This is a genomic window from Streptomyces sp. NPDC007157 (assembly GCF_040634235.1).
Taxonomy (GTDB): Bacteria; Actinomycetota; Actinomycetes; order Streptomycetales; family Streptomycetaceae; genus Streptomyces.
This window is the reverse complement of record NZ_JBEYFE010000006.1, coordinates 1-21,769: the sequence shown is the minus strand read 5'-3', so window position 1 is coordinate 21,769 and position 21,769 is coordinate 1. Positions and strand designations below refer to the sequence as shown.

The following is a 21,769-nucleotide window of genomic DNA, read 5'->3' as shown; positions in this document are numbered from 1 at the left end:
GGGCAGCGGCGGCGGGGTCAGCCGTGGTCGCCGCCCGGGACTGGACAACCAATCATCCCATGATTCTATGATGGGCGTCATGGGAGCCGAGGAAACCACCACGACGACATCGACGACGGCACGTCCGACGGAACCCGGCGGGGGCCCGGTGAACGGCACGCGCGCGTGGACGACACGGCTCTTCGTCGTCGGCATCCTGCTGGCCGCCGTCAACCTCAGGCCCGCCATCACCAGCCTCGGCGCGCTCCTGGAGGAGGTCCGCGACGGGCTCGGCATGAGCGGCAGCGTGGCCGGACTGCTCACGTCCGTGCCGCCGCTCTGCTTCGCCGTCTTCGGCGTCATGGCCCCCCGCCTGGCTCGCCGCTTCGGGCCGCCGGCGGTGGTGTGCGCCGGCATGGTCGCCATCACGGCCGGCCTGCTGATACGCCCCTACGTCGGCGGTACGGCCGGATTCCTCGCCGGCAGCGCGCTCGCGCTGATGGGCATCGCCGTCAGCAACGTGCTGATGCCGGTCATCGTCAAGCGCTGGTTCCCCGACCGGGTCGGCTCCATGACCGGCCTGTACTCGATGGCACTCGCCGCCGGCACCTCGATCGCCGCCGCGGTGACCGTGCCCGTGACCGACGCGCTGGGTGGTGGCTGGCAGTCCGGGCTCGCCGTGTGGGCAGGGCCGGCGGCGGCCGCGGTGCTGCCGTGGCTTCCGCTGGCCCGGGACCGGGGACCGGCGCCCGTGGCCGAGGCACGCGCGCGTGCGGACCGGCAGCCGCCCGCCCTGCGGATCACCCGTAGCCGGACCGCCTGGGCGCTGGCCGTCTTCTTCGGGCTCCAGGCCACCGCCGCCTACATCACCATGGGCTGGATGGCGCAGATCTTCCGGGACGCGGGCGTGCCCGCGGGCACCGCCGGACTGCTGCTGGCCGTCACGATGGTGATGGGCGTACCGCTGGCCTTCGTCATCCCGCGCGTGGCCACCCGGCTGCCGCACCAGGGTCCGATCGTGATCGCGCTCGGCGTCTGCGGCCTCGCCGGATACGCCGGCCTGTGGGCCGCCCCCGCCGGCGGCGCCTGGGCCTGGGCCCTGCTGCTCGGCGTCTCCAACTGTGCCTTCCCGCTGGCCCTCACCATGGTCGGGATGCGGTCCCGGACCGGCGCGGGCGTCGTGCAGCTCTCCGCCTTCGCCCAGAGCGTCGGCTACCTCATCTCCATCCCGGGCCCGCTGCTGGTGGGCGTGCTCTACCAGCACAGCGGCGGCTGGGGCCTGCCGATCGCCCTGATGGCCGGCCTGATGATCCCGCAGATGGCCGTCGGCGTCCTGGCGGGCCGCGATCGCACGGTCGAGGACGAGGCGGCGGCCGCCTGACACCGACACGGGGCGTGCGGGCACCGGCCCGGCGCCGGCGGTGCCCCGGCGAGGCGGTCCGGCCCGGTCGGCACCCGTCGGCGTGTTGCACCACCCCGACCGATCCGTCCCCTGTGCGGGGTGCCAGACTGGGCGCATGCCAGTGCTCGACCCGAACCCCCAGAACGGTCAGAAGAAGATGCTGATCGTCTTCGGCTCGTTCTTCGCCATCTTCATCGTCATCGCCGTCATCGCGACCCTCGCGTCACCCTGACCACCGTCCCGGCGGCCCGTGGTGGGGCTAGCCCCCCATCCCCTAGGGGGTGAGGGTCAGGGTGAAGTGGGTGGATCACCGGATGGGTCGGCGGCCGCGGATTCCGTAGTTTCGAGTTGTGGCCGCGAAGGGCGGTCGCCGAGCCCGGAGACCAGCGGAGGCGATCATGCCGGCCCGTACGCACACCCTGCCCCACCCCGCCACCCCGGGCAGTGTCGACGTCCGGCTGCCCTGGTGGGCCCTCGCCCTGCCCGCGCTCGCCTTCGTCGCCCTGCTGGTGCTGATACTGAACCCGGCGGACGCTCACGCGACCACGGGTGACCCTGCCGTCACCCATCTCGTCGAGCGGGTCCAGCAGATCGTCACGCGTTAGCCCCACCGCCCTCCGGACGGGCGAAGCCGCATGTCAACTCCCTGCGCCCGATGGCCTGTTTCATGCGAAGCTGGGTGACATGAGCGTCGCAGAATCCCGCAGGATCGTCTTCTTCCGCCATGCGAAAGCCGACTGGCCACAGGTGACCGACCACGAGCGACCGCTCGCTGATCGGGGCCGGATGGAAGCCGCCGTCGCCGGACGCAAGCTGGCGGACAGCGGCATCACCTTCGACCTGGCCGTGTGCTCCACTTCCGTGCGCACCCGGGAGACCTGGAAGCTTGCCGTCCATGAGCTCGCGCACCGGCCGAAAACAGTCTACGAGGAGCGGGTGTACGAGGCCTCTCCGGGCGAGCTGATCGCCGTGCTCAACGAGGTGCCCGACGACGCGCAGGACGTTATCCTCATCGGCCACAACCCCGGCGTGCACGGCGTGACCGAGATCCTGATCGGCAGCTCCGAGGGCGACGCCCGCGACTGGATGAACAGCCGGGGCTTTCCCGCCGCAGCCTTCGCCGTCGTGACCTTCGAGGGCACCTGGAAGAGCCTGGAACCCGGTGTGACCACGCTCGTGGACTACTGGGCCCCCTCCGACTGAGCCGACCGGCACCACCGTACGGCCACCGCTCTCCGGCACGGGACGGCAAGGGGCCCGGCACCGATCTCGTCGGTGCCGGGCCCCTTGTGACAGGACCGCCGGGCGGTTCAGCTCTCGTCGTGAGTGTCCGCCGCCTCGACCTCTTCGCGGGTGACGCCCAGCAGATACAGCACCGTGTCCAGGAAGGGGAAGTTCACCGCGGTGTGCGCGGCCTTGCGGACCACCGGCTTCGCGTTGAAGGCGACACCGAGACCGGCCGCGTTCAGCATGTCCAGGTCGTTGGCGCCGTCACCGATCGCCACCGTCTGTGACAGCGGTACGCCCGCCTCGGCGGCGAACCGGCGCAGCAGCCGTGCCTTGCCCGCACGGTCCACGATCTCGCCGGTCACCCGGCCGGTCAGCTTGCCGTCGACGATCTCCAGCGTGTTGGCCTGGGCGAAGTCCAGCCCGAGCCGCTCCTGCAGATCGTCGGTGACCTGGGTGAAACCGCCGGAGACGACGCCGACTTGGTAGCCGAGCCGCTTCAGCGTGCGGATCAGGGTCCGGGCGCCCGGCGTCAGCCGCACCTCGGCCCGCACCTTCTGCACGACCGACTCGTCCAGCCCCTTCAGCAACGCGACGCGCGCGTGCAGCGACTGCTCGAAGTCCAGCTCCCCGCGCATCGCGGCCGCCGTCACCTCGGCGACCCGGTCCTCGCAGCCGGCGTGCGCGGCGAAGAGCTCGATCACCTCGTCCTGGATGAGCGTCGAGTCCACGTCCATGACGACCAGACGCTGGGCCCGCCGGTGCAGGCCGGCCGCGACGACCGCGATATCCACGCCGAGTTCCGCCGCTTCCGAGACCAGGGCGGTGCGCAGTGCCTCGGTCCCCACGCCGGACACCGCGAACTCCACCGCCGTCACCGGGTACTTGGCGAGCCGGAAGATACGGTCGATGTTGCCGCCCGCCTTGGCGATCCGGGCGGCGATGGCGGCCGTCGACTCGGCGGTCAGGGGGTGGCCGAGGACGGTGACCAGGGAACGGCCCAGGCCGCGCGGGCGGTTGTCGCCGTGGCCGGAGATGATCTCCGCCTGCATCTTCATCGACTCGGCCCAGCTGTGCACGGTCGCCCTGAGGTCGCCCTCGAGCCCCGCCGGGGGCTGGGTCACGAGCGCGCACAGCACCAGCCGGCCTCGCGTGACGACCTGCTCGATGTCGACCACGTCGACCATGTACGCGGCAAGGGTGTCGAAGAGGCCGGCCGTGATGCCCGGCCTGTCCTTGCCGAAGATCTTGACGAGGAGAGTGGGGACCTCGGAGGTCTGAGGATCGCTCATGGTGTGACCACCGTAACCGGCACGCAGTGCCTGCGGCGCAGGCGGTCCGCCTGACGGACACGGAACAACAAGTGTCGGGTCGGTGTCGGAGGCCTTGCTTCCGCGCTACGGGCGAACGTGCGTGCGATGCCGGTGACCGGGAGCGGTGTACTCCCGGCCCGCGCCGTCTCACACAGTTCAGCGCCGCTCCACACACGGTCCGCACGCCATGGGCGACACCGCCGAGCCTCGCCTCGGCGGTCAGCGGCCTCACCGATGGGGCCGCCTGGGCGGCGGCGGGGGAGGAGGGGGAGGCGGAGGAGGAGGGGGAGGCGGGCCCGTGTCCGGTCCGTCCGGCCGCCGCACCCCTGGTCCGCGCCGCGGAGAGCGTGGCGGCGGGTCGACCGGCCGGGCCATGGTGGGAGCGCTGTACACATCACCGGCACCGGGCGGTGCGCCAGAGGGGTCACCACCGCCCTCGCGCGGCCGTTCGTCCGACGCCCCCGGACCGCCGGCAGCCCGGCCGTCCGCCGGCCCCGGACCGTCGTACGGCGCCGCCGGATCCCGAGATTCCTGCGGTCCCTCGGACCAGTGGCCCCGACCGTCTCCCGGCCGGGAATCCCGCGGTTCCCACGCACCCCCGGGTCGACCGCCCCGTCCGCCCCCGGCCCCGGAGCCCCGGGGCGCGTCGGGCCAGGGGTCCCGTGCGCCGTAGGGTCCCGGGGCCTGGGGTTGTTGCGGCGCGTCGGGCCGGGGGGCCTGTCCGTCGTATCGCCTCGGGGTCTGTCGTTCCCCCGGCCTCTCGGGCCAGGGCGGCTGTTCGTCGTACGGTCCCGGGCGCTGCCGTTCCCCCGGCGTCCCGGGCCGGCGTTCCCGGTCGCCGCTCCCTGGCTCCTGTAGTTCGGCCGGTACCCGGAGGTAGGGATTGGTGTGCGGATTCGGCGGGCGGTACGCGGGCGCCGGTGCGTAAGGCCCCTCCGCCCCGCCGCTTCCGAGTTGTGGCCCCACCGGCCCGCTGCCCGCGTCACCCCGTGCCAGGCGCGCCGTGCGGGTGCCGGCGGCGCCGGTCGCCCATGCCAGCAGCGCGCCCGCCGCCCCCGCCGCCGCACCCCACGCCGCGCCGAGGAGCAGGGCCATGCCCAGCTGTCCGTGCAGTTGGACGCCGGCGCCGAAGGCGTCGAAGCCCAGCACCGACAGGGAGGCGTCCACGGACACGTCCGTCAGCCAGGCCAGCAACGGCAGCGTGAGCGCGGTCGCGATGCCCAGCCGCACCGCGCACCGCCCGGCGAAACCGAGCGCGCCGGGACGCGAGCCCCGCAGCGCCTCCGCCCCACCGACACCGGCACCAGTACCGACACCAGCACCGGCACCGACGCCACGGCCGGGCACCGGCGTCCGTACCGCCGTGAACACCCCGGCCAGCAGCATCAGCAGGGCCGCGGCGATGCCCAGCAGCCATACCCGTCCGTCCAGGTCGGCCAGGTGGCCCAGGGTCACCGACTGGTCGGACGGTGAGTTCAGGAGGTCGTCCAGGGGGTGCGGCAGGAACATGGTGAGGATGCCCGTCGCCCTGCCGTCGAAGGGAACGAAGAGGCCGATCGGGATGCCGAGCCAGACGCCGTTCGGGGCGCCGAGCAGCGCCGCGCCCATGATCCGGGCCGGGTGCGGGTCGCCGACCGCCGCGAAGGCCGCCGCCGCCCAGCCCGCCGCGACCGCCACCAGCAGGACCGTCACCAGCGCCGAGACCGCCGGCCGTACCACCCGGTGTACGGCCTCCCAGCCGCCTGGCAGCGGAGTGCGGCGTGAGGCCAGCAGGGCGATCAGCAGGATCCCGACCGACCAGCCGAGGCCGCCGAGCAGGGTCGCGGCCGTGTCCACGCTGAAGCCGACCGCCGCGTTCGCGTGCACGAGGTCGCCGAGGTGGTCCGGCAGCAGCCCGCCGACATCCCCGATGCCGGGAATCCTGAGCCCCCCACCGCCACCGCCGCCGGTACCCGGCAGCTTGTCCAGCCCCAGCGCACCGCCGTCGATGGTCACGACAGAGTGCCCGGCCCAGGCCAGTCCGCCCAGCATCGCCACGAACAGCACCACCACCGAGCCCGCGCGGGCCAGCAGTTCGGCCGGTGCGATCACAACTCCGGCCGTGCGCAGGGACCGTAAGAAGAACCAGGACAGGAGCAGGGCTCCCACCAGGCTCACACCCAGTGGCGTGATCTCGATGGCCGTGGTGGCCTGCGCCCCTTTCAGCCCGAATGCAGACAGATCTCCGTTCGGCGTGACCGAACCACCTGCCCCGAGTGCCACAACCGCCGCTGTCATCGGGCCCAGTGAGCCCGCCGCGTCGGCCCGCAGCAGATGCAGACCCAGCGCCGCGGTACCCGCCATGCCGATCAACGCCCAGCTCACCGCGGCGATCGCGGACAGCAGGATGTCGCCCCACGGCAGCCGCGCGCCGTGCCTCGTGTTCTCGACTCCCGTGCCGGACGTGCCAGAACCCATCGCCGACCCCCCGATCCGCAGACGCGCCGGGCCGCTCCGCCGCGCTTGTCCCCCTCGCGTGGATTACCACTCTCCGGCCCGGTTTCAACCCCGTCAACGGAAAGAGTTGAAGCGCTCGTAGGAGGCCTCCACAAGGCCCGACTTTCGGTCAGAGGGCCGAGCCTGAAATAGTTCCCGACGATGTTCGACATCCCTAGACTCCCTGTGATGGGGGTAACTCGGGGGACTACTCATGGGGCTTGGAGTGCCGGAACTCGTACTGGAATCAGACGGACGCACCTGGACGCTCGACCCGTCCAGGTCATACACCCTCGGACGCGATCCGCAGGGGGACCTCGTGTTCGACGACGCCAGGGTCTCCTGGCGGCACGCCACGATCAGCTTCGACGGCCGCAGTTGGGTCATCGAGGACCACGGCAGTACCAACGGCACCTTCGTGCAGAGCCAGCGGGTCCAGCGGACCGAGATCGGCCCGGGCTCGGCCGTGCACCTGGGCAACGCGAACGACGGACCGCGGCTGAGCCTGTCCGGCTCCGCGGCCGCCGTGGCCCGGGCCCAGCCTCAGCAGCAGCCGTACGCGGCGCAGGGCGCGGGCGGCGCGGGCTGGTCCCAGCCGCCGGCCGCGCAGCCGGCGGCTCCGCAGCAGGACTGGCAGCAGGCCTCGTCGGCGATCCCGCAGCAGCAGGGCGCCCCGGCCATGGCCTCCGGTGGTGGCGCGGGGGCGCCGCCGGTGTACGGCGACCGCAGCCCGACCACGTTCCACCAGTTCTCCATCGGCCGTGTGATGCGCATCGGCCGTGCCCTGGAGAACGAGCTGGTCGTGTCCGACCTGCAGGTCTCGCGCCACCACGCGGAGTTCCACTCCACGCCGGGCGGCCGTATGGAGATCCGCGACCTGGGCTCGCACAACGGCACGTACGTCAACGGTGTCGCGATCGCCAAGGGCGGCACCGCGCTGCTCGGCCCGAACGACATCGTCGGCGTCGGCCACTCCACCTTCCGGACCGTCGGCGACCGGCTGGAGGAGTTCGTCGACACCGGTGAAGTCTCCTTCTCCGCACGGCATTTGACGGTCACGGTCGACGGCGGCAAGCAGATCCTCAAGGACGTGTCCTTCGGCGTCCCGGAGAAGTCCGTGATCGCGGTCATCGGCCCGTCGGGATCCGGCAAGTCGACCCTGCTCAAGGCGCTCACCGGCTACCGCCCGGCCAACGAGGGCGAGGTGCTGTACGACAACCGCAACCTGTACAAGCAGTTCGCCGAGTTGCGCCAGCGCATCGGTCTGGTCCCGCAGGACGACATCCTGCACAAGGAGCTGACCGTCAAGAAGGCCCTCAAGTACGCGGCCAAGCTGCGCTTCCCGGCCGACACCACCGGGCAGGAGCGCGACGACCGCATCGACGAGGTGCTGCGCGAGCTGAAGCTCGACATCCACAAGGACAAGAAGGTCACGTCCCTCTCGGGCGGCCAGCGCAAGCGGGTCTCGGTGGCCCTGGAGCTGCTCACCAAGCCGTCGCTGATCTTCCTCGACGAGCCCACCTCGGGTCTCGACCCGGGCATGGACCGCGATGTCATGCAGCTGCTGCGCGGCCTCGCCGACGACGGCCGTACGGTCCTCGTCGTCACCCACTCGGTGGCCGAGCTGGCGCTGTGCGACAAGCTCCTGGTGATGGCGCCGGGCGGTGCGGTCGCCTACTTCGGGCCGCCCGAGGAGGCGCTGAACTTCTTCGGCTACGACACCTGGGCCGATGTCTTCTCCGCCTTCGAGAACTACCGCGACTACGACTGGGCGGGCCGCTGGAAGGGCTCGCAGCACTACCAGATGTACGCCGCGGACATCGACGCGATCGCCCCGCAGTCCGTACAGATCCCCGCGATGCAGGCGATGCGGCCGAAGAAGCCGCAGAGCTGGGGGTCGCAGCTGCTGACCCTGGTGCGCCGGTACGTGTCGGTCATCGCCTCCGACAAGGGCTTCCTGGCGCTGACGGTGATCCTGCCGGCCGTGCTCGGCGCGGTCAGCCTGCTGATCGACAGCGACAAGGGTCTGCTGGTGAACCCGATCAACTCGAAGACGGGGGTGCCGGTCCCGAACGGCACGGCGACCACCGTCCTGCTGATCCTCGCCGTCGGCGCCTGTTTCGCGGGCGCCGCGAACTCCGTGCGTGAGCTGATCAAGGAACGGGTCATCTACGAGCGGGAGCGCGCGGTCGGCCTGTCCCGGTCGGCGTACCTGATGTCCAAGGTGGTCGTGCTCGGCGTGATCACCGTGTTGCAGGGTCTGATGGTCGGCCTGATCGGCTTCTCCAGCCGCGAGATCCCCGACCAGGGCGTGGTCCTCGGCCACTCCACCCTCTTCGAGCTGTGCATCCCGATCATGGGGCTCGGCTTCACCTCGATGATGTTCGGCCTGGTCATCTCCTCGCTGGTCAAGACGTCCGAGAAGACCATGCCGCTGCTGGTGATGTTCGCGATCATCCAGGTCGTGTTCACCGGCTGCCTGTTCACCCTGAACGGCGCGGTCGGCGTGAACCAGGTCTCGTTCCTGATGCCCTCCCGCTGGGCGGTGGGCGCGGCCGGTGCCACGCTGGACTTCAACAACATCGCGCCCAACGTCGACGACCCGACCAAGACGGATCCGCTGTGGAACCACACGGCCGGCGCCTGGACCATGGACATGGCCGCGCTGATCGTCCTCGGTGTGATCTGCGGCTTCCTGGTGGCCCGCTTCCTGCGCCGCCACGAGCCCGAGGTCATGCGCAAGTAGCCGCCCGTACGACGCCGAAGGGCGGCACCCCGCAGTGGGGGTGCCGCCCTTCGGCGTGTGCGTGAAGAGGTCCGCGCAGGCCTCAGTACGCGCTGTTGACGTTGTCGATCGAGCCGTACCGGTGCGCCGCGTAGTTGGCGGCGGCGGTGATGTTGGCCACCGGGTCGTAGATGTTCCAGGACGTGCCGTTGACGTGGTACGTCGCGAAGGTCGGCGGGATGACCTGCAGCAGACCCTTGGAGGGGATGCCGTTGATGGCGTTGATGTCCCAGTTGTTGATGGCGTTGGGGTTGCCGGAGGACTCCCGCATGATGTTGCGGTGCAGGCCGTTGTACGAGCCCGGGATGCCCTTGGTGTTCATGATGTCGAGGGCCTGGCGGATCCAGCCGTCGAGGGTGTTCGAGTAGGTCTTCGCGGCGACCTGCTGGATCTGCGGGCGCTGCGCGGACCGGCTCGCGGCCTGCTTGGCGGCGTGCTTCACGTGGGCGGCGTGGGCGGCCTGCTTGGCGGCGGCCTCGACGTGCTTCACGTGGGCGGTGTGGGCGGCCTTGACCTTGGCGGTGTGGGCCGCGTGGGCCTTCTTCACGTGCGCCACGTGCAGGGCGTGGGCCTTCTTCACGTGGGCCAGGTGCCGGGTGTGGGGCGTGGCCGCCTTCTTCTTGGCGGCGATCGCCTCGACCTTGACGTTCTGGAACGCGAGCTGGTCGGTGACCGTGCCCTTGACGTCCTTGATCTGCTCCGTGCCGTAGGCAACCTGGGCCGCGGCCTGGGGGGACCCGGTCACGACGGTCTCCGCGCTGCTGGGCACGGCGGAGAAGGCGAGGGCGGCGGCGCCGAGCGTGGCGACACCGGCGAGCGCGATCTTGTGATGCTTGGTCAGCGTGGGACTGTGGGCGTGCTTGGGCATAGCAGTGGACCTCTTCGAATAGCGCGGAGGTCGCTCGTTGTCCGCGGGGGGAGACCGGCTCCTCCTGCACGAACACCGCGGGGGGAACCCGCGGTGCTGAGCGACGAGAGCAATTCTTAGCGGCCGCAAAATTCCCTGGCAAAGGTGTGACGTACGATCCCGGGTAGTACAGCCCGGAAGGGCAAAACGGGACAGACTGGGTCGTCTGTCCCGTTCACTGCGGGACCCTTTATCTCCTATGTCCGTTCGTACGTGATGTGCGCCCTATGTGCGGCCTCACATCGGCCGCACGTGAATCTCACCAGGAGTTGCTCTCGCAATGCTCTGTGTGAGGGCCCTCCTCCGGGAGGATGAGGTGCACATCGCCGAACTCGTGCCACAGGTAGAGCCCGCGCAACGCCTCCTCGTAGCTGCGGTCGACCGCGGCCCGCCCCGCGACCGCCTCCAGCATCAGCAGATGTGAGGCCTCCGGTTCGTGCAGCCCGGTCAGCAGGCCGTCCACCACCCGCACCCCGCGCCCGGGCGTCACGACGAGCTCCGTCCACCCCTCGGCCGCCCGCACCACCCCGTCGGCGCCCGCCGCCGACTCCACGGCCCGCACTGCGGTCGTCCCGACGGCGACGACCCGCCTGCCACCCGCCCTGGCCGCGTTGATCAGCCGCGCCGACGCCGCCGGAACGGCGAAACGTTCCGGGTACGGCGGCTCGTGCGCCTCCGCCGACGACACCCCCGTGTGCAACGTGATCGGCGCGAACTGCACGCCCCGGCTCACCAGCTCCGCCACCAGCCGCGCGGTGAAGGGCCGCGCCGCACTCGGCATCTCCGCACTCCCGGCCCCGTCGGCCGAGGGCAGCGCGAACACCGTCTGGTAGACGGACAGCGGCTGGTCCCGCTCCGTATAGGAGTAACGAATGGGCCGCCCGTGCTCCCGCAGCATCCCCGGCACGTCCCCCGAGGCCCGCGCCCACCACAGCCGCTCGCCCCGCGCACTGAGCGGCTCCACCAGAACCAGCCGGCCGCCCCCGGGCAGCCGCACCTCACTTCCCGCGGACGCGCCCGCACGCGCGCGTGTCGTCCCCCTGCCGTCCGGCTCCCGCAGCTCGACCGCCCACCGCCCGTCGTCCCCGCGGGTGGAGAAGTGCACCACCACGCGCGCGTGCCCGATCCGCCCGTCCACGGCGGCCGCCAGCGTCGGCGAGGTGTTCACCACCAGCAGGTCCCCGGCCCGCAGCAGCACCGGCAGCTCGGCGAAGGCGTGATGCGACACCGCCGTTCCGCGCGACACCAGCAGCCGTACGGCATCCCGCTCCAGCCCCGGCCCGCGCTGCTCGGCCGGCACCCGCGCGGACAACTCCTCCGGCACCCGCAGAGCGGTCGTCATCGTCCCGCCACCAGAGCCGGCGCCCCGTAGCGGCCGCTCGCCGGCCGCTCGTCGAGCAACCGCAGGAACGCCGGTACGACGCTCTCCGGTGCCGGCCGTGGATCGTCGTCGTCCGGTACGGCCGCCGCGTACAGGCCGGTCGCCATGTCCCCGGGATCCACCGCCCACACCCGCAGCCCCGGCTCCTCCACACCGAGCACCGCCGCCAGCTGGTCCAGGGCAGCCTTCGAGGCGCCGTACCCGCCCCAGGTCTCGTACGCCTCCGCGCCCGCGTCCGAGCTGACCGCGATCACCGCCCCCGCCGCCGACTCCCGCAGCAGCGGCAGCGCCTCCTGAGCCAGGCCCAGCGCGGCCACCACATTCACCTCCAGCGCCCGGCGCAGCCCCGCCAGCGGCAGCTCGCCGAGGCGCACCAGCGGCTCGGCACCCAGCGCGCTGGCGTTGCTCACCAGCAGGTCCAGCCCGCCCAGCCGGCGCGCGGCGGCCACCAGCTCGGCCCGGTGCCCGGCGTCCGTGACGTCGCCGGGCAGCGCCGCCACCCGCGTCCCGGCCCCCGCGACGGCCTCCGCCGCCTCTTTCAGCGCCCCCGCACCCCTGGCGTCCAGCACCAGGTCCCAGCCCCGCGCGGCCAGCGCCTCCGCCAGCGCACGCCCCAGTCCCTTCGACGCCCCCGTGATGATCGCTACCGGCATGACAACCGTCCCCTCGGCTCCGTCCGCCTCCGTCGGCGGTGACCTCAACCTAGGAACGGCACCGCCCCGGCCGCCTCGGACGCGGGGCGCAATCCGGTGGGGCCCTTCGGACTACGCCGCCGGTCCGGGGCCTGCGCCCTAGGACCCGGGTCCTAGGGCCAACGGCCCGGGCCCCGCCACCATCGGCCGATCCGCGGTGTCACACCCCGCCGGTACCGTGAGGGCATGAGTCAAGGTCCCCGGTCCGGCCTCGCCGCGGTCAGCTCCGCGCTGCTGGCCATGAGCAGACACCTGGAGGTGCGCGACGTCCTCAAGACGATCGTCGCCTCCGCCCGTGAGCTGCTCGACGCGCAGTACGCCGCGCTCGGGGTCCCCGACGACCACGGCGGCTTCGCCCAGTTCGTCGTCGACGGTGTCACCGACGCCCAGTGGAAGGCCATCGGCCCGCTCCCGCGCCAGCACGGCATCCTCGCCGCGATGCTCCACGAGGCGAAGGTCGAGCGGCTCGCCGACGTCCGCAAGGACCCCCGCTTCGAGGGCTGGCCGTCGGCACACCCCGACATGTCCGACTTCCTGGGCCTGCCGATCCGGGACGGCGACGAGATCATCGGCGCGTTGTTCCTGGCCAACAAGGTGCGCCCGGCAGAGGGAAACCCCCCACACCCCCCGTGCCCCAAACCGGAAGGCGGCTGCGGGTTCACCGCCGAGGACGAGGAACTGCTCTCCATCCTCGCCCAGCACGCCGCGATCGCCCTCACCAACGCCCGCCTCTACGAGCGCAGCCGCGAGCTGACCATCGCCGAGGAACGCTCCCGGCTCGCCCACGAGCTGCACGACGCGGTGAGCCAGAAACTGTTCTCCCTGCGCCTGACCGCCCAGGCCGCAGCCGCCCTGGTCGACCGCGACCCCTCCCGCGCCAAGGGCGAGATGCAGCAGGTGGCCGCGCTCGCCGCCGAGGCCACCGACGAACTGCGCGCGGCCGTCGTGGAGCTGCGCCCCGCCGCCCTCGACGAGGACGGCCTGGTCGCCACCCTCCGCACCCAGATCCAGGTCCTCGACCGCGCCCACGCCGCACGCGTGACCTTCGCCGCCGGCGGCGTCCGCGCCCTGCCCGCCGCCCAGGAGGAGGCGCTGCTCCGGGTGGCCCAGGAAGCCCTGCACAACGCCCTGCGGCACTCCGGCGCCGAGCACGTCGACGTGACCGTGAACCGGCGCGGCGGCGGGGCGGTGCTGCGGGTCACGGACGACGGCAGCGGCTTCGACCCGCACCTCACCCGCAGTGCCGGACGCCACCTCGGCCTGGTCTCCATGCGGGACCGGGCGAGCGGGGCCGGCGGCACGCTGACCGTGGAATCGGCGCCCGGCAAGGGCACCACGATCGAGATGGAGGTCCCCGGTGGCTGACGCGATCAGGGTCCTGCTGGTCGACGACCACCAGGTCGTCCGCCGGGGCCTGCGTACCTTCCTGGAGGTCCAGGACGACATAGAGGTCGTCGGCGAGGCCGCCGACGGCGCCGAAGGGGTCGAGCGCGCCCAGGAGCTGAGCCCCGACGTCGTCCTCATGGACGTCAAGATGCCCGGCATGGACGGCGTGGAGGCGCTGCGCAAGCTCCGCGAACTCGACAACCCCGCGCGCGTGCTCATCGTCACCAGCTTCACCGAGCAGCGCACGGTGGTCCCGGCCCTGCGCGCCGGCGCCGCCGGATACGTCTACAAGGACGTCGATCCCGACGCGCTCGCCACCGCCATCCGCTCGGTGTACGCCGGGCACGTCCTGCTGCAGCCCGAGGTGGCCGGCGCCCTGCTCTCCCAGGAGGAGGCCAACTCCGGCCAGGGCCGGGGAGGGTCGCTCACCGAGCGGGAGCGCGAGGTGCTCGGGCTGATCGCCGACGGCCGCTCCAACCGCGAGATAGCACGCGCCCTGGTGCTCTCCGAGAAGACCGTCAAGACGCATGTCTCGAACATCCTGATGAAACTCGACCTCGCCGACCGCACCCAGGCCGCCCTGTGGGCCGTACGCCATGGCGTGACCGGGTGAAACGCCCTCCGTAACGCTTTACCGACGGCAACATGAAGGGTCGTCCTACGGGCTGAGATTCATACCGTCGTGGGAATGTCACCCGGACGGCGCATCCTCTCCCGGCCGCCGGCGTTCTTCAGTGCGTGCCGCGGCGACCGCCGCGGCGATCGCCAAGGAGGGCTCAAGAAGTGAAGAACCTGAAGAAGGCAGCGGCCGTGACGATGGTGGCCGGCGGGATCATGGCCGCGGGCGCGGGGATGGCCTCCGCCCACACCGGTGGCTCGCACGCCGACGGCCAGGCCCAGGGCTCTCCGGGCGTCGTCTCGGGCAACGTCATCCAGGCCCCGGTGCACATCCCGGTCAACGCCGTCGGCAACAGCGTCAACGTCATCGGCGTGCTGAACCCCGCCTTCGGCAACCTCGGCCTCAACCACTGAGACCGCGCCGCACGGCGGCATCGACCTCCGGCCTTCCGGGCGCCCCCGGAAGGCCGGTCGGCTTTTACTCCCAACGGCTTTTACGGCCAACGACTCTTGGGCCCAACGGGTCTTAGGTCCAATGACTCTTACGTCCAGTGACTCTTACGCCCAATGATCCGAACGGGCAGTCACGGCCGGACGCCCCGTACCACCCAGGACCCCTCCGGCGTTGATCAGCGCACGACCCACGGCCGGGTCGGATACGCACACGCAGGAGGAACCCTTCCCATGAACATCGCCAAGAAGGCCGCCGTCGCCCTCACCGTCGCCGGTATCGCAGCGGGCGCCTCCGCCGGTTCCGCCATCGCCGACGCGGTTGCCGACGGCGGCGCTGTCGCCTCCCCGGGCGTTGCCTCCGGCCTGGTCGCCCAGATCCCGCTCAACGTCCCGGTCAACGTCAGCGGTCTCTCCGCCAACGTGGTCGGCCTCCTGAACCCCGCGTTCGGCAACACCGCGGCCAACAAGTAGGACGGCACCACCGCAGGGGGCTACGCCGTCCGGCGTAGCCCCCGAGCGCTCTAGCGCCCCCGCTCGCGCTCCTCCACCACCGAGTTGTACGCCGCCACCTGCGCCCGCCGGGCCGTCCGCTCCACCGGCCGCAGGGCCAGCGACCGCGCCGCCATCTCCGACGCGCTCACCGCGCCCCCGTGCCCGTTCTCGTGCGCCAGCGAGATCAGCATCCCGACCCGCTGCGCCAGCTCAAGGACCCGCACCGCCCGAGGGGGATACCCGGGGGCCAGTACCTCCCGCCCCCGCTCGGCCCGCGCCCGGTAGGCGTCGATCGCCGCCTCCGCCACCGGACCCGACCCGGCGACGTCCAGCTTCGCCAGAATCTCGGTCGCGTCCCTGAGCGCCTCCGCCAGCTCCCGCTCGGCCTCGCCCAGCGACGGCACGTCCGCGGGCGGCGCCTCCCGCACCGGCAGCACATGCCAGACCACCTCGACATGCACATCACCGGCGGGACCGGCCTCGGACACCTCCGGCACCAGCCCCAACGCGGTGCTGTGACAGAGCACCGCCTCCTCGGTCTCCAGGGCCCGCGCGTTGAACTCCGGCGGACCGCTCAGCCCCAGCGGATGCCCCGGCGCCGGCAGCGCGACCCGCAGCCCGGTCGCCCCGAGCGTCCGCAGCCGCCCGAGCGCCAGCGTGAGCCCGACCGGAGCGGACTCCCCGGGCAGCCCCTCCACCCGATGCACCGCGTCCTCGCCGACGATGGCGAGCACGGCGTCATCCGGAGAGACAACTCCGGCCAATAGGGCATTTCCCCAGGCGGCGAGGCGTCCTGAGCGCGGTTCCGAAAGCATGCCTCCACCCTAAGGACCGGACCGATGGAATGGAGCGCCGCACTCGTGGCGTAGATTTCATGAGGGCTGCGCCCACCGACGCCGCCGCCCGAGCCACAGGCGTACGCGCCAGCCGAGACAGGCCACACTGCAAGGGGAGACAACGCGCTCATGAGCGATGTTCTGGAGCTTCAGGACGTATCCGTGGTCCGGGAGGGCCGGGCTCTGGTGGACCAGGTCTCCTGGTCGGTGAAGGAGGGCGAGCGCTGGGTCATCCTCGGCCCCAACGGCGCCGGCAAGACCACCCTCCTGAACATCGCCTCCAGCTACCTCTTCCCCAGCAAGGGCACCGCCACCATCCTCGGCGACACCCTCGGCAGGGTCGACGTCTTCGACCTGCGCCCCCGCATCGGTGTGGCCGGCATCGCCATGGCCGAGAAGCTCCCCAAGCGCCAGACCGTCCTGGAGACCGTGCTCACCGCCGCCTACGGCATGACCGCCCACTGGCAGGAGGAGTACGACGAGGTCGACGAGCAGCGCGCCCGCGCCTTCCTCGACCGCCTCGGCATGACCGACTACGTGGACCGGAAGTTCGGCACCCTCTCCGAGGGCGAGCGCAAGCGCACCCTGATCGCCCGCGCCCTGATGACCGACCCCGAGCTGCTGCTGCTCGACGAGCCCGCCGCCGGTCTCGACCTCGGCGGCCGCGAGGACCTGGTCCGCCGCCTCGGCCGGCTCGCCCGGGACCCGATCGCCCCCTCCATGATCATGGTCACCCACCATGTCGAGGAGATCGCCCCCGGCTTCACCCACGTCCTGATGATCCGCCAGGGCAAGGTCCTCGCCGCCGGGCCGCTGGAACTCGAACTCTCCTCCCGCAACCTCTCCCTGTGCTTCGGCCTCCCGCTCGTCGTCGAGCAGCTCGGCGACCGCTGGACGGCCCACGGACTCCCCCTGTCCTGACGGCTCCTGACGGGCGTTCCGCCCCAGGAAAGCACCCTGTCGGGTTCGGCACCCGCGGCCCTACCATGACAATGTGAACAGCATCGACGCATGGGTGTGGTGGCTCGTCGGCGCGGCGGCGCTCGGAATCCCGCTCGTGGTGACCGCGATGCCGGAGTTCGGCATGTTCGCGGTCGGCGCGCTGGCCGCCGCGGCCACCGCCGGACTCGGTGCGGGCGTCGTCATCCAGGTACTCGTCTTCGTCGTCGTCTCCGTCGCCCTGATCGCCGTCGTACGGCCCATCGCCGCCCGGCACGCCGCCCAGCGACCCCAACTCGCCACGGGCGTAGACGCGTTGAAGGGCAAGCAGGCCGTCGTACTGGAACGCGTCGACGGCTCCGGCGGACGGATCAAGCTGGCCGGCGAGGTCTGGTCGGCACGCTCGCTCGACACCGGGCGCGCCTACGAAGCCGGAGCGGAAGTCGATGTCGTGGAGATCGAGGGGGCCACGGCCATCGTCATCTGACCTCGTACGACGCAACTCAGCGGAAGGACTCCCGAGTTGGGCGAGGGTCTGTCAGACTCGTCCAGCAAGATCTTCAACAACCATAAGATCTGCCGAAGCGCCGAGGCGGAGAAGGGTACGGGGAGCGACGATGGAACCGGTCATCATCGTCCTGGTCATTCTGGTGGTGTTGGTCTTCATCGCCTTGATCAAGACGATCCAAGTCATCCCACAGGCGAGCGCCGCCATCGTGGAGCGCTTCGGCCGCTACACGCGGACCCTGAACGCGGGCCTGAACATCGTGGTTCCGTTCATAGACACCATCCGCAACCGCATCGACCTGCGTGAACAGGTCGTACCGTTCCCGCCCCAGCCGGTGATCACCCAGGACAACCTGGTTGTGAACATCGACACGGTCATCTACTACCAGGTCACCGACGCGCGAGCGGCCACCTACGAGGTCGCCAGCTACATCCAGGCCATCGAACAGCTCACGGTCACCACGCTCCGCAACATCATCGGCGGCATGGACCTGGAGCGCACCCTGACCTCCCGCGAGGAGATCAACGCGGCCCTGCGCGGCGTCCTCGACGAGGCCACCGGCAAGTGGGGCATCCGCGTCAACCGAGTCGAGCTGAAGGCGATCGAGCCGCCGACCTCCATCCAGGACTCGATGGAGAAGCAGATGCGCGCCGACCGTGACAAGCGCGCCGCGATCCTCACCGCGGAAGGTACGCGGCAGGCCGCGATCCTCACCGCCGAAGGTGAGAAGCAGTCCCAGATCCTGCGCGCCGAGGGTGAGGCCAAGGCGGCCGCCCTGCGCGCCGAGGGCGAGGCCCAGGCGGTCCGCACGGTCTTCGAGGCGATCCACGCGGGCGACCCGGACCAGAAGCTCCTCTCCTACCAGTACCTCCAGATGCTCCCGAAGATCGCCGAGGGCGACGCCAACAAGCTCTGGATCGTCCCCAGCGAAATCGGCGACGCCCTCAAGGGCCTGTCCGGCGCGATGGGCAACTTCGGCAACCTGGGCGGCGGTTCGGGTGGCAGTGGCAGTGGCAGTGGCAGCGTCCCGGCCCAGGAACGCCGCGAGAAGCCGAACATCGACTGACGGTTCCTGAAGACGAACGTTCCCCGTGCCCGCCTTTTCGGGGGCGCGGGGAACTGCGCGAACAGCCATGAACGACCTGAGGCCGCCGGCCTGACTCAGCCAGGCGGACGACTAGGCCGCAACATCTCCGGACAGCCACTCAGGAAGCGCGGCCAAGTCCTCGGCCCCCATCGCCAACAGCATCGCGTCCTGCGGCGAAGGCTCGAACGGCCGCTGCAGCAACGGCATCCCCGCCTGCTCGGGCGTCCGGTCCGCCTTGCGATGGTTGTCCTCCGCGCACGAGGCCACCGTGTTCAACCAGGAGTCCTGACCGCCCTGGGCCCGAGGCACCACGTGGTCGACGGTCGTCGCCCGCCGCCCGCAGTACGCGCAGCGGTGCCGGTCCCTGACCAACACCCCCCGCCTCGACCAGGGCGCCTGTCTCCGGAACGGCACCCGTACATAACGGCACAGCCTGATCACCCGGGGCGCGGGTATGTCCACATCCGCACCGCGCATGCGCAGTTCGGGGTGGGCCTGCTCGACGACGGCCTTGTCCTGGAGCACCAGGACGACGGCTCGATTCAAAGTCACCGTAGACAGCGGCTCGAAGCTCGCGTTCAGCACCAGCGTGTCACGCATCCAGCCCACCTCCCATGTGCACCGTGCCCACCCCCGGCGGGCTTGGATCAACTCTGGACGGGCGCGCCGAGATGGACAACGCAATAAAAACTGCCCGCCCCTGATCACTTCCAAGACCAGGGACGGGCAAACGTTCAGTGAACGCTTGGCTGATTTCGCGAGGTGCGTCAGCCCTTCTCGGGGTTCTCGTACTCGCCGATCAACTGCGCGCGGGCGATCGCGTGGAACCGCAGGTTGAACCCGACGACGGCAGGCGACACATCGGCGTCCGGACCGAGCTTCTCCTGGTCCACCGCGTACACCGTGAAGACGTACCGGTGCGGTCCGTCCCCGGGCGGCGGCGCGGCACCGCCGAAGTCCTTCGACCCGTAGTCGTTGCGCACCTGTACGGCGCCCTCGGGCAGGCCCTCGAACTTGCCGCTGCCCGCACCCTCCGGCAGCTCGGTCACCGAGGCCGGAATGTCGAACACGGACCAGTGCCAGAACCCGCTGCCCGTCGGGGCGTCCGGGTCGTAGCAGGTCACGGCGAAGCTCTTGGTCCCGGCCGGGAAGCCCTCCCACCGCAGCTGCGGCGAGGTGTTGCCCTTCGCGTAGACCTGAGCGTCCTTGAGCGTCGCCCCTTCCTCGACGTCGTCGCTCGTCACCGTGAACGAGGGGACGGGCGGGTGGAAGTCATGGGGGAGCGGCCGCCGCTTGAGCTCGGTCACCTCGGTACCTCCTGATCGATACTGATCGCTTACGGAATCCGTTACGGACTCCGCGGTTCCCGAGCCTAGAACCAGTTGCGCTTGCTGCCGACCTCGGACAGCCACTGGTTGAGATAAGCCGCCCAGTCGGTCCCGTGGAAGTCGTGCAGACCCACCTGGAACGACCGGAAGGTGTCACTGCCCTCGCTGAACAGCCCGGGCTTCTTGTCCATTTCGAGGATGACGTCCATGGCGTGCGCGTCCGCCACGAAGCTCAGCTCGACCTGGTTCAGCCCCCGGTACTGGGACGGCGGGTGGAACTCCACCTCCTGGTAGAACGGCAGCGTCTGCCGGGTGCCCCGGATGTGGCCGCGCTCCAGGTCCGCGTTCTTGAAGCGGAAACCCAGCTGGATGAAGGCGTCCAGGATCGCCTTCTGCGCCGGCAGCGGGTGCACGTTGATCGGGTCCAGGTCACCGGAGTCCACGGCACGCGCGATCTCCAGCTCGGTGGTCACCCCGATGTGCATTCCACGCAGCGCCTGCCCGTCGATCATCGTGACCGGCGTCTCCCAGGGGATCTCCAGCCCGAACGGCACCGCGTGCACCGCCCCGGCCTGCAGCTCGAAGGCACCGCCGAGGCGCACCTTGCCGAAGTCGATGTTCTGCTTGTACTCCTCGTCGCCGCTCTCCACCTCGACCCGCGCCTGGAGACCCACGGACAGCCCCTGGATCTCCTGGCTCACCGACCCGCCCTGGATCCGCACCTCACCCTGGACGACGCCACCCGGCACGACGTTGATCTCGGTGAGCACCGTCTCCACGGAAGCCCCACCGGCCCCCAGGCTCGCGAGCAGCTTCTTGAACCCCATGACTCTCCCTTTACGTACGGACCCTTGATCCCTAGAAACGCGATCCGGCCGCGACCGGTTCCGGCCCACACCCTGGCAAGGAGACGAATCCTTGACCACCCCTTGGCATCCTCGGCCTGGACTAGGCTCGGACGCCATGATCGCGCCCCCGGACCGTATGTCACTCCCCAGGGACTTCTTCGACCGCCCTGTACTGGAGGTCGCCCCCGACCTCCTCGGCCGCATCCTCCTGCGCACCACCCCGGACGGTCCGATCGCGGTCCGCGTCACAGAGGTGGAGGCGTACGACGGCCCGAACGATCCCGGGTCGCACGCCTATCGCGGGCCCACACCCCGCAACGAGGTGATGTTCGGTCCGCCCGGACATGTGTACGTCTACTTCACCTACGGCATGTGGTTCTGCATGAACCTCGTCTGCGGGCCGGTCGGCACCGCGAGCGCGGTCCTGCTCCGCGCCGGCGAGATCGTCGAGGGCGTCGACCTCGCACGCAAACGTCGACTTTCGGCCCGATACGACAGAGAACTGGCCAAAGGCCCGGCCCGCCTGGCCACCGCCCTGGGCGTCGACCGGGCCCTGGACGGCACGGACGCGTGTGCCGCCGGCGAGACACCGCTGCGGATGCTGACCGGTTCCCCCGTCCCCTCCGACCAGGTACGCAACGGTCCGCGCACGGGAGTCGCCGGCGAGGGCGGCAACGGTGAGGTCCATCCCTGGCGTTACTGGATTGCAGATGACCCGACAGTCAGCCCGTATCGGGTCCATGTACCCCGGCGCCGCTCAAGTTGACGCGTCCCTGGAAGGTGCGTAACGTAGCCCGAGCCGCTTGAACCGGGTACGGCATTCGCCAGCAGCCGGAAGCGGCCACCCACTACCTACGACTTCCCTTGGCGGGGTCGGATTCGTCATGCCTGCATGCCCGAATTCGAACTCGCGGAACTCGATTATGAGTCTCGACAGGAATCGGCTAGCGTAGTGAATGTCGAAAGGCCGACAGGCGAAAGCCGGAAAGCCCCAGACAATCCCGCCGACCGGGAATCGGACGCCGAAAGGATCTGATAGAGTCGGAACCGCCGGAAAGGGAAACGCGAGAGCGAGAACCTGGAAAGCACCGAGGAAATCGGATCGGAAAAAGA

At 70.8% G+C, this 21,769-nt stretch carries 22 protein-coding genes; 13 read left to right on the top strand and 9 right to left on the bottom strand.

Going from position 1 to position 21,769, the window contains the following annotated elements:
- The first annotated feature begins 67 nt into the window (after positions 1–67).
- The 4 genes from ABZ642_RS12510 to ABZ642_RS12495 all read left to right on the top strand — a co-directional run bounded on the left by ABZ642_RS12510 (position 68) and on the right by ABZ642_RS12495 (position 2,584).
- Entirely contained in the window at positions 68–1,360 is a 1,293-nt protein-coding gene (locus ABZ642_RS12510) for a CynX/NimT family MFS transporter (protein WP_360481404.1), read from the top strand.
- Positions 1,361–1,496: 136 nt separating this feature from the next.
- A complete protein-coding gene (locus tag ABZ642_RS12505; RefSeq protein WP_089107830.1) occupies positions 1,497–1,613 on the top strand; it encodes an SGM_5486 family transporter-associated protein in 117 nt (38 codons plus the stop codon).
- A 166-nt stretch (positions 1,614–1,779) separates the two neighbouring features.
- The gene (locus ABZ642_RS12500) at positions 1,780–1,986 is read left to right on the top strand and encodes a hypothetical protein (protein ID WP_351733264.1); all 207 of its coding nucleotides are present in this window, start codon (positions 1,780–1,782) and stop codon (positions 1,984–1,986) included.
- Between the two features lie 79 nt (positions 1,987–2,065).
- Positions 2,066–2,584 (top strand): histidine phosphatase family protein, encoded by a 519-nt coding sequence (locus tag ABZ642_RS12495; protein ID WP_360481400.1) that lies wholly within the window; start codon positions 2,066–2,068, stop codon positions 2,582–2,584.
- 107 nt (positions 2,585–2,691) lie between these two features.
- On the opposite strand, the gene serB is transcribed toward ABZ642_RS12495, so the two are convergent.
- Positions 2,692–3,900, bottom strand: a complete 1,209-nt coding sequence (gene serB, locus ABZ642_RS12490) for a phosphoserine phosphatase SerB (protein ID WP_360481397.1) — start codon at positions 3,898–3,900, stop codon at positions 2,692–2,694.
- 249 nt (positions 3,901–4,149) lie between these two features.
- Positions 4,150–6,378, bottom strand: coding sequence for a streptophobe family protein (locus ABZ642_RS12485; RefSeq protein WP_360481394.1), 2,229 nt, complete (start codon positions 6,376–6,378; stop codon positions 4,150–4,152).
- 232 nt (positions 6,379–6,610) lie between these two features.
- On the opposite strand from ABZ642_RS12485, the gene ABZ642_RS12480 reads away from it, so the two are divergent.
- The gene (locus ABZ642_RS12480; protein WP_360481391.1) at positions 6,611–9,142 is read left to right on the top strand and encodes an FHA domain-containing protein; all 2,532 of its coding nucleotides are present in this window, start codon (positions 6,611–6,613) and stop codon (positions 9,140–9,142) included.
- Between the two features lie 82 nt (positions 9,143–9,224).
- Here the strand turns inward: ABZ642_RS12480 and ABZ642_RS12475 are convergent, their stop codons facing one another.
- From ABZ642_RS12475 to ABZ642_RS12465, 3 genes are all read right to left on the bottom strand, one after another.
- Positions 9,225–10,049 carry a transglycosylase SLT domain-containing protein gene (locus ABZ642_RS12475; protein ID WP_360481388.1) on the bottom strand — a complete coding sequence of 275 codons (825 nt, stop codon included), beginning with the start codon at positions 10,047–10,049 and terminating at the stop codon, positions 9,225–9,227.
- Between the two features lie 298 nt (positions 10,050–10,347).
- Complete coding sequence (locus ABZ642_RS12470; RefSeq protein ID WP_360481385.1) at positions 10,348–11,430, bottom strand: S-adenosylmethionine:tRNA ribosyltransferase-isomerase; 1,083 nt, start codon at positions 11,428–11,430, stop codon at positions 10,348–10,350.
- Positions 11,427–12,122, bottom strand: coding sequence for an SDR family NAD(P)-dependent oxidoreductase (locus ABZ642_RS12465; protein ID WP_360481382.1), 696 nt, complete (start codon positions 12,120–12,122; stop codon positions 11,427–11,429). The genes ABZ642_RS12470 and ABZ642_RS12465 overlap by 4 nt, the downstream gene beginning before the upstream one ends.
- A 225-nt stretch (positions 12,123–12,347) precedes the next feature.
- Here ABZ642_RS12465 and ABZ642_RS12460 point away from each other — a divergent pair, with 225 nt between their 5' ends.
- The 4 genes from ABZ642_RS12460 to ABZ642_RS12445 all read left to right on the top strand — a co-directional run bounded on the left by ABZ642_RS12460 (position 12,348) and on the right by ABZ642_RS12445 (position 15,089).
- Positions 12,348–13,526: a GAF domain-containing sensor histidine kinase gene (locus ABZ642_RS12460; protein ID WP_360481379.1), complete on the top strand. Its 1,179-nt coding sequence runs from the start codon at positions 12,348–12,350 to the stop codon at positions 13,524–13,526.
- The gene (locus ABZ642_RS12455; RefSeq protein ID WP_360481376.1) at positions 13,519–14,160 is read left to right on the top strand and encodes a response regulator transcription factor; all 642 of its coding nucleotides are present in this window, start codon (positions 13,519–13,521) and stop codon (positions 14,158–14,160) included. Before ABZ642_RS12460 ends, ABZ642_RS12455 begins: the two co-directional genes overlap by 8 nt.
- A 170-nt stretch (positions 14,161–14,330) precedes the next feature.
- A complete protein-coding gene (locus tag ABZ642_RS12450; RefSeq protein WP_351694577.1) occupies positions 14,331–14,579 on the top strand; it encodes a chaplin in 249 nt (82 codons plus the stop codon).
- Positions 14,580–14,849: 270 nt separating this feature from the next.
- On the top strand, positions 14,850–15,089 hold the full coding sequence (locus ABZ642_RS12445) for a chaplin (RefSeq protein WP_360481373.1): 240 nt from the start codon (positions 14,850–14,852) through the stop codon (positions 15,087–15,089).
- A gap of 50 nt (positions 15,090–15,139) precedes the next feature.
- Here the strand turns inward: ABZ642_RS12445 and ABZ642_RS12440 are convergent, their stop codons facing one another.
- Positions 15,140–15,925 carry a hypothetical protein gene (locus ABZ642_RS12440; RefSeq protein ID WP_360481370.1) on the bottom strand — a complete coding sequence of 262 codons (786 nt, stop codon included), beginning with the start codon at positions 15,923–15,925 and terminating at the stop codon, positions 15,140–15,142.
- Positions 15,926–16,075: 150 nt separating this feature from the next.
- Here ABZ642_RS12440 and ABZ642_RS12435 point away from each other — a divergent pair, with 150 nt between their 5' ends.
- The 3 genes from ABZ642_RS12435 to ABZ642_RS12425 all read left to right on the top strand — a co-directional run bounded on the left by ABZ642_RS12435 (position 16,076) and on the right by ABZ642_RS12425 (position 18,459).
- A complete protein-coding gene (locus ABZ642_RS12435; RefSeq protein ID WP_360481367.1) occupies positions 16,076–16,867 on the top strand; it encodes an ABC transporter ATP-binding protein in 792 nt (263 codons plus the stop codon).
- A gap of 73 nt (positions 16,868–16,940) precedes the next feature.
- Positions 16,941–17,372: an NfeD family protein gene (locus ABZ642_RS12430; RefSeq protein WP_360481364.1), complete on the top strand. Its 432-nt coding sequence runs from the start codon at positions 16,941–16,943 to the stop codon at positions 17,370–17,372.
- 130 nt (positions 17,373–17,502) lie between these two features.
- The gene (locus tag ABZ642_RS12425; RefSeq protein WP_360481361.1) at positions 17,503–18,459 is read left to right on the top strand and encodes an SPFH domain-containing protein; all 957 of its coding nucleotides are present in this window, start codon (positions 17,503–17,505) and stop codon (positions 18,457–18,459) included.
- Positions 18,460–18,570: 111 nt separating this feature from the next.
- Here the strand turns inward: ABZ642_RS12425 and ABZ642_RS12420 are convergent, their stop codons facing one another.
- The 3 genes from ABZ642_RS12420 to ABZ642_RS12410 form a co-directional block, all read right to left on the bottom strand.
- Positions 18,571–19,080, bottom strand: a complete 510-nt coding sequence (locus ABZ642_RS12420; protein ID WP_360481358.1) for an HNH endonuclease — start codon at positions 19,078–19,080, stop codon at positions 18,571–18,573.
- 167 nt (positions 19,081–19,247) lie between these two features.
- A complete protein-coding gene (locus ABZ642_RS12415) occupies positions 19,248–19,787 on the bottom strand; it encodes a YbhB/YbcL family Raf kinase inhibitor-like protein (protein ID WP_360481355.1) in 540 nt (179 codons plus the stop codon).
- 65 nt (positions 19,788–19,852) lie between these two features.
- Complete coding sequence (locus tag ABZ642_RS12410; RefSeq protein ID WP_360481352.1) at positions 19,853–20,635, bottom strand: sporulation protein; 783 nt, start codon at positions 20,633–20,635, stop codon at positions 19,853–19,855.
- A 136-nt stretch (positions 20,636–20,771) separates the two neighbouring features.
- On the opposite strand from ABZ642_RS12410, the gene ABZ642_RS12405 reads away from it, so the two are divergent.
- The gene (locus ABZ642_RS12405) at positions 20,772–21,422 is read left to right on the top strand and encodes a DNA-3-methyladenine glycosylase (RefSeq protein WP_360481350.1); all 651 of its coding nucleotides are present in this window, start codon (positions 20,772–20,774) and stop codon (positions 21,420–21,422) included.
- The last annotated feature ends 347 nt before the right edge of the window (positions 21,423–21,769 follow it).

Bases quoted from the DNA above. Each gene is read 5' to 3' on its own strand.
- ABZ642_RS12510 (WP_360481404.1), top strand. From the start codon at position 68: ATGATGGGCGTCATGGGAGCCGAGGAAACCACCACGACGACATCGACG.
- ABZ642_RS12505 (WP_089107830.1), top strand. From the start codon at position 1,497: ATGCCAGTGCTCGACCCGAACCCCCAGAACGGTCAGAAGAAGATGCTG.
- ABZ642_RS12500 (WP_351733264.1), top strand. From the start codon at position 1,780: ATGCCGGCCCGTACGCACACCCTGCCCCACCCCGCCACCCCGGGCAGT.
- ABZ642_RS12495 (WP_360481400.1), top strand. From the start codon at position 2,066: ATGAGCGTCGCAGAATCCCGCAGGATCGTCTTCTTCCGCCATGCGAAA.
- serB (WP_360481397.1), bottom strand. From the start codon at position 3,900: ATGAGCGATCCTCAGACCTCCGAGGTCCCCACTCTCCTCGTCAAGATC.
- ABZ642_RS12485 (WP_360481394.1), bottom strand. From the start codon at position 6,378: ATGGGTTCTGGCACGTCCGGCACGGGAGTCGAGAACACGAGGCACGGC.
- ABZ642_RS12480 (WP_360481391.1), top strand. From the start codon at position 6,611: ATGGGGCTTGGAGTGCCGGAACTCGTACTGGAATCAGACGGACGCACC.
- ABZ642_RS12475 (WP_360481388.1), bottom strand. From the start codon at position 10,049: ATGCCCAAGCACGCCCACAGTCCCACGCTGACCAAGCATCACAAGATC.
- ABZ642_RS12470 (WP_360481385.1), bottom strand. From the start codon at position 11,430: ATGACGACCGCTCTGCGGGTGCCGGAGGAGTTGTCCGCGCGGGTGCCG.
- ABZ642_RS12465 (WP_360481382.1), bottom strand. From the start codon at position 12,122: ATGCCGGTAGCGATCATCACGGGGGCGTCGAAGGGACTGGGGCGTGCG.
- ABZ642_RS12460 (WP_360481379.1), top strand. From the start codon at position 12,348: ATGAGTCAAGGTCCCCGGTCCGGCCTCGCCGCGGTCAGCTCCGCGCTG.
- ABZ642_RS12445 (WP_360481373.1), top strand. From the start codon at position 14,850: ATGAACATCGCCAAGAAGGCCGCCGTCGCCCTCACCGTCGCCGGTATC.
- ABZ642_RS12440 (WP_360481370.1), bottom strand. From the start codon at position 15,925: ATGCTTTCGGAACCGCGCTCAGGACGCCTCGCCGCCTGGGGAAATGCC.
- ABZ642_RS12435 (WP_360481367.1), top strand. From the start codon at position 16,076: ATGAGCGATGTTCTGGAGCTTCAGGACGTATCCGTGGTCCGGGAGGGC.
- ABZ642_RS12425 (WP_360481361.1), top strand. From the start codon at position 17,503: ATGGAACCGGTCATCATCGTCCTGGTCATTCTGGTGGTGTTGGTCTTC.
- ABZ642_RS12420 (WP_360481358.1), bottom strand. From the start codon at position 19,080: ATGCGTGACACGCTGGTGCTGAACGCGAGCTTCGAGCCGCTGTCTACG.
- ABZ642_RS12410 (WP_360481352.1), bottom strand. From the start codon at position 20,635: ATGGGGTTCAAGAAGCTGCTCGCGAGCCTGGGGGCCGGTGGGGCTTCC.
- ABZ642_RS12405 (WP_360481350.1), top strand. From the start codon at position 20,772: ATGATCGCGCCCCCGGACCGTATGTCACTCCCCAGGGACTTCTTCGAC.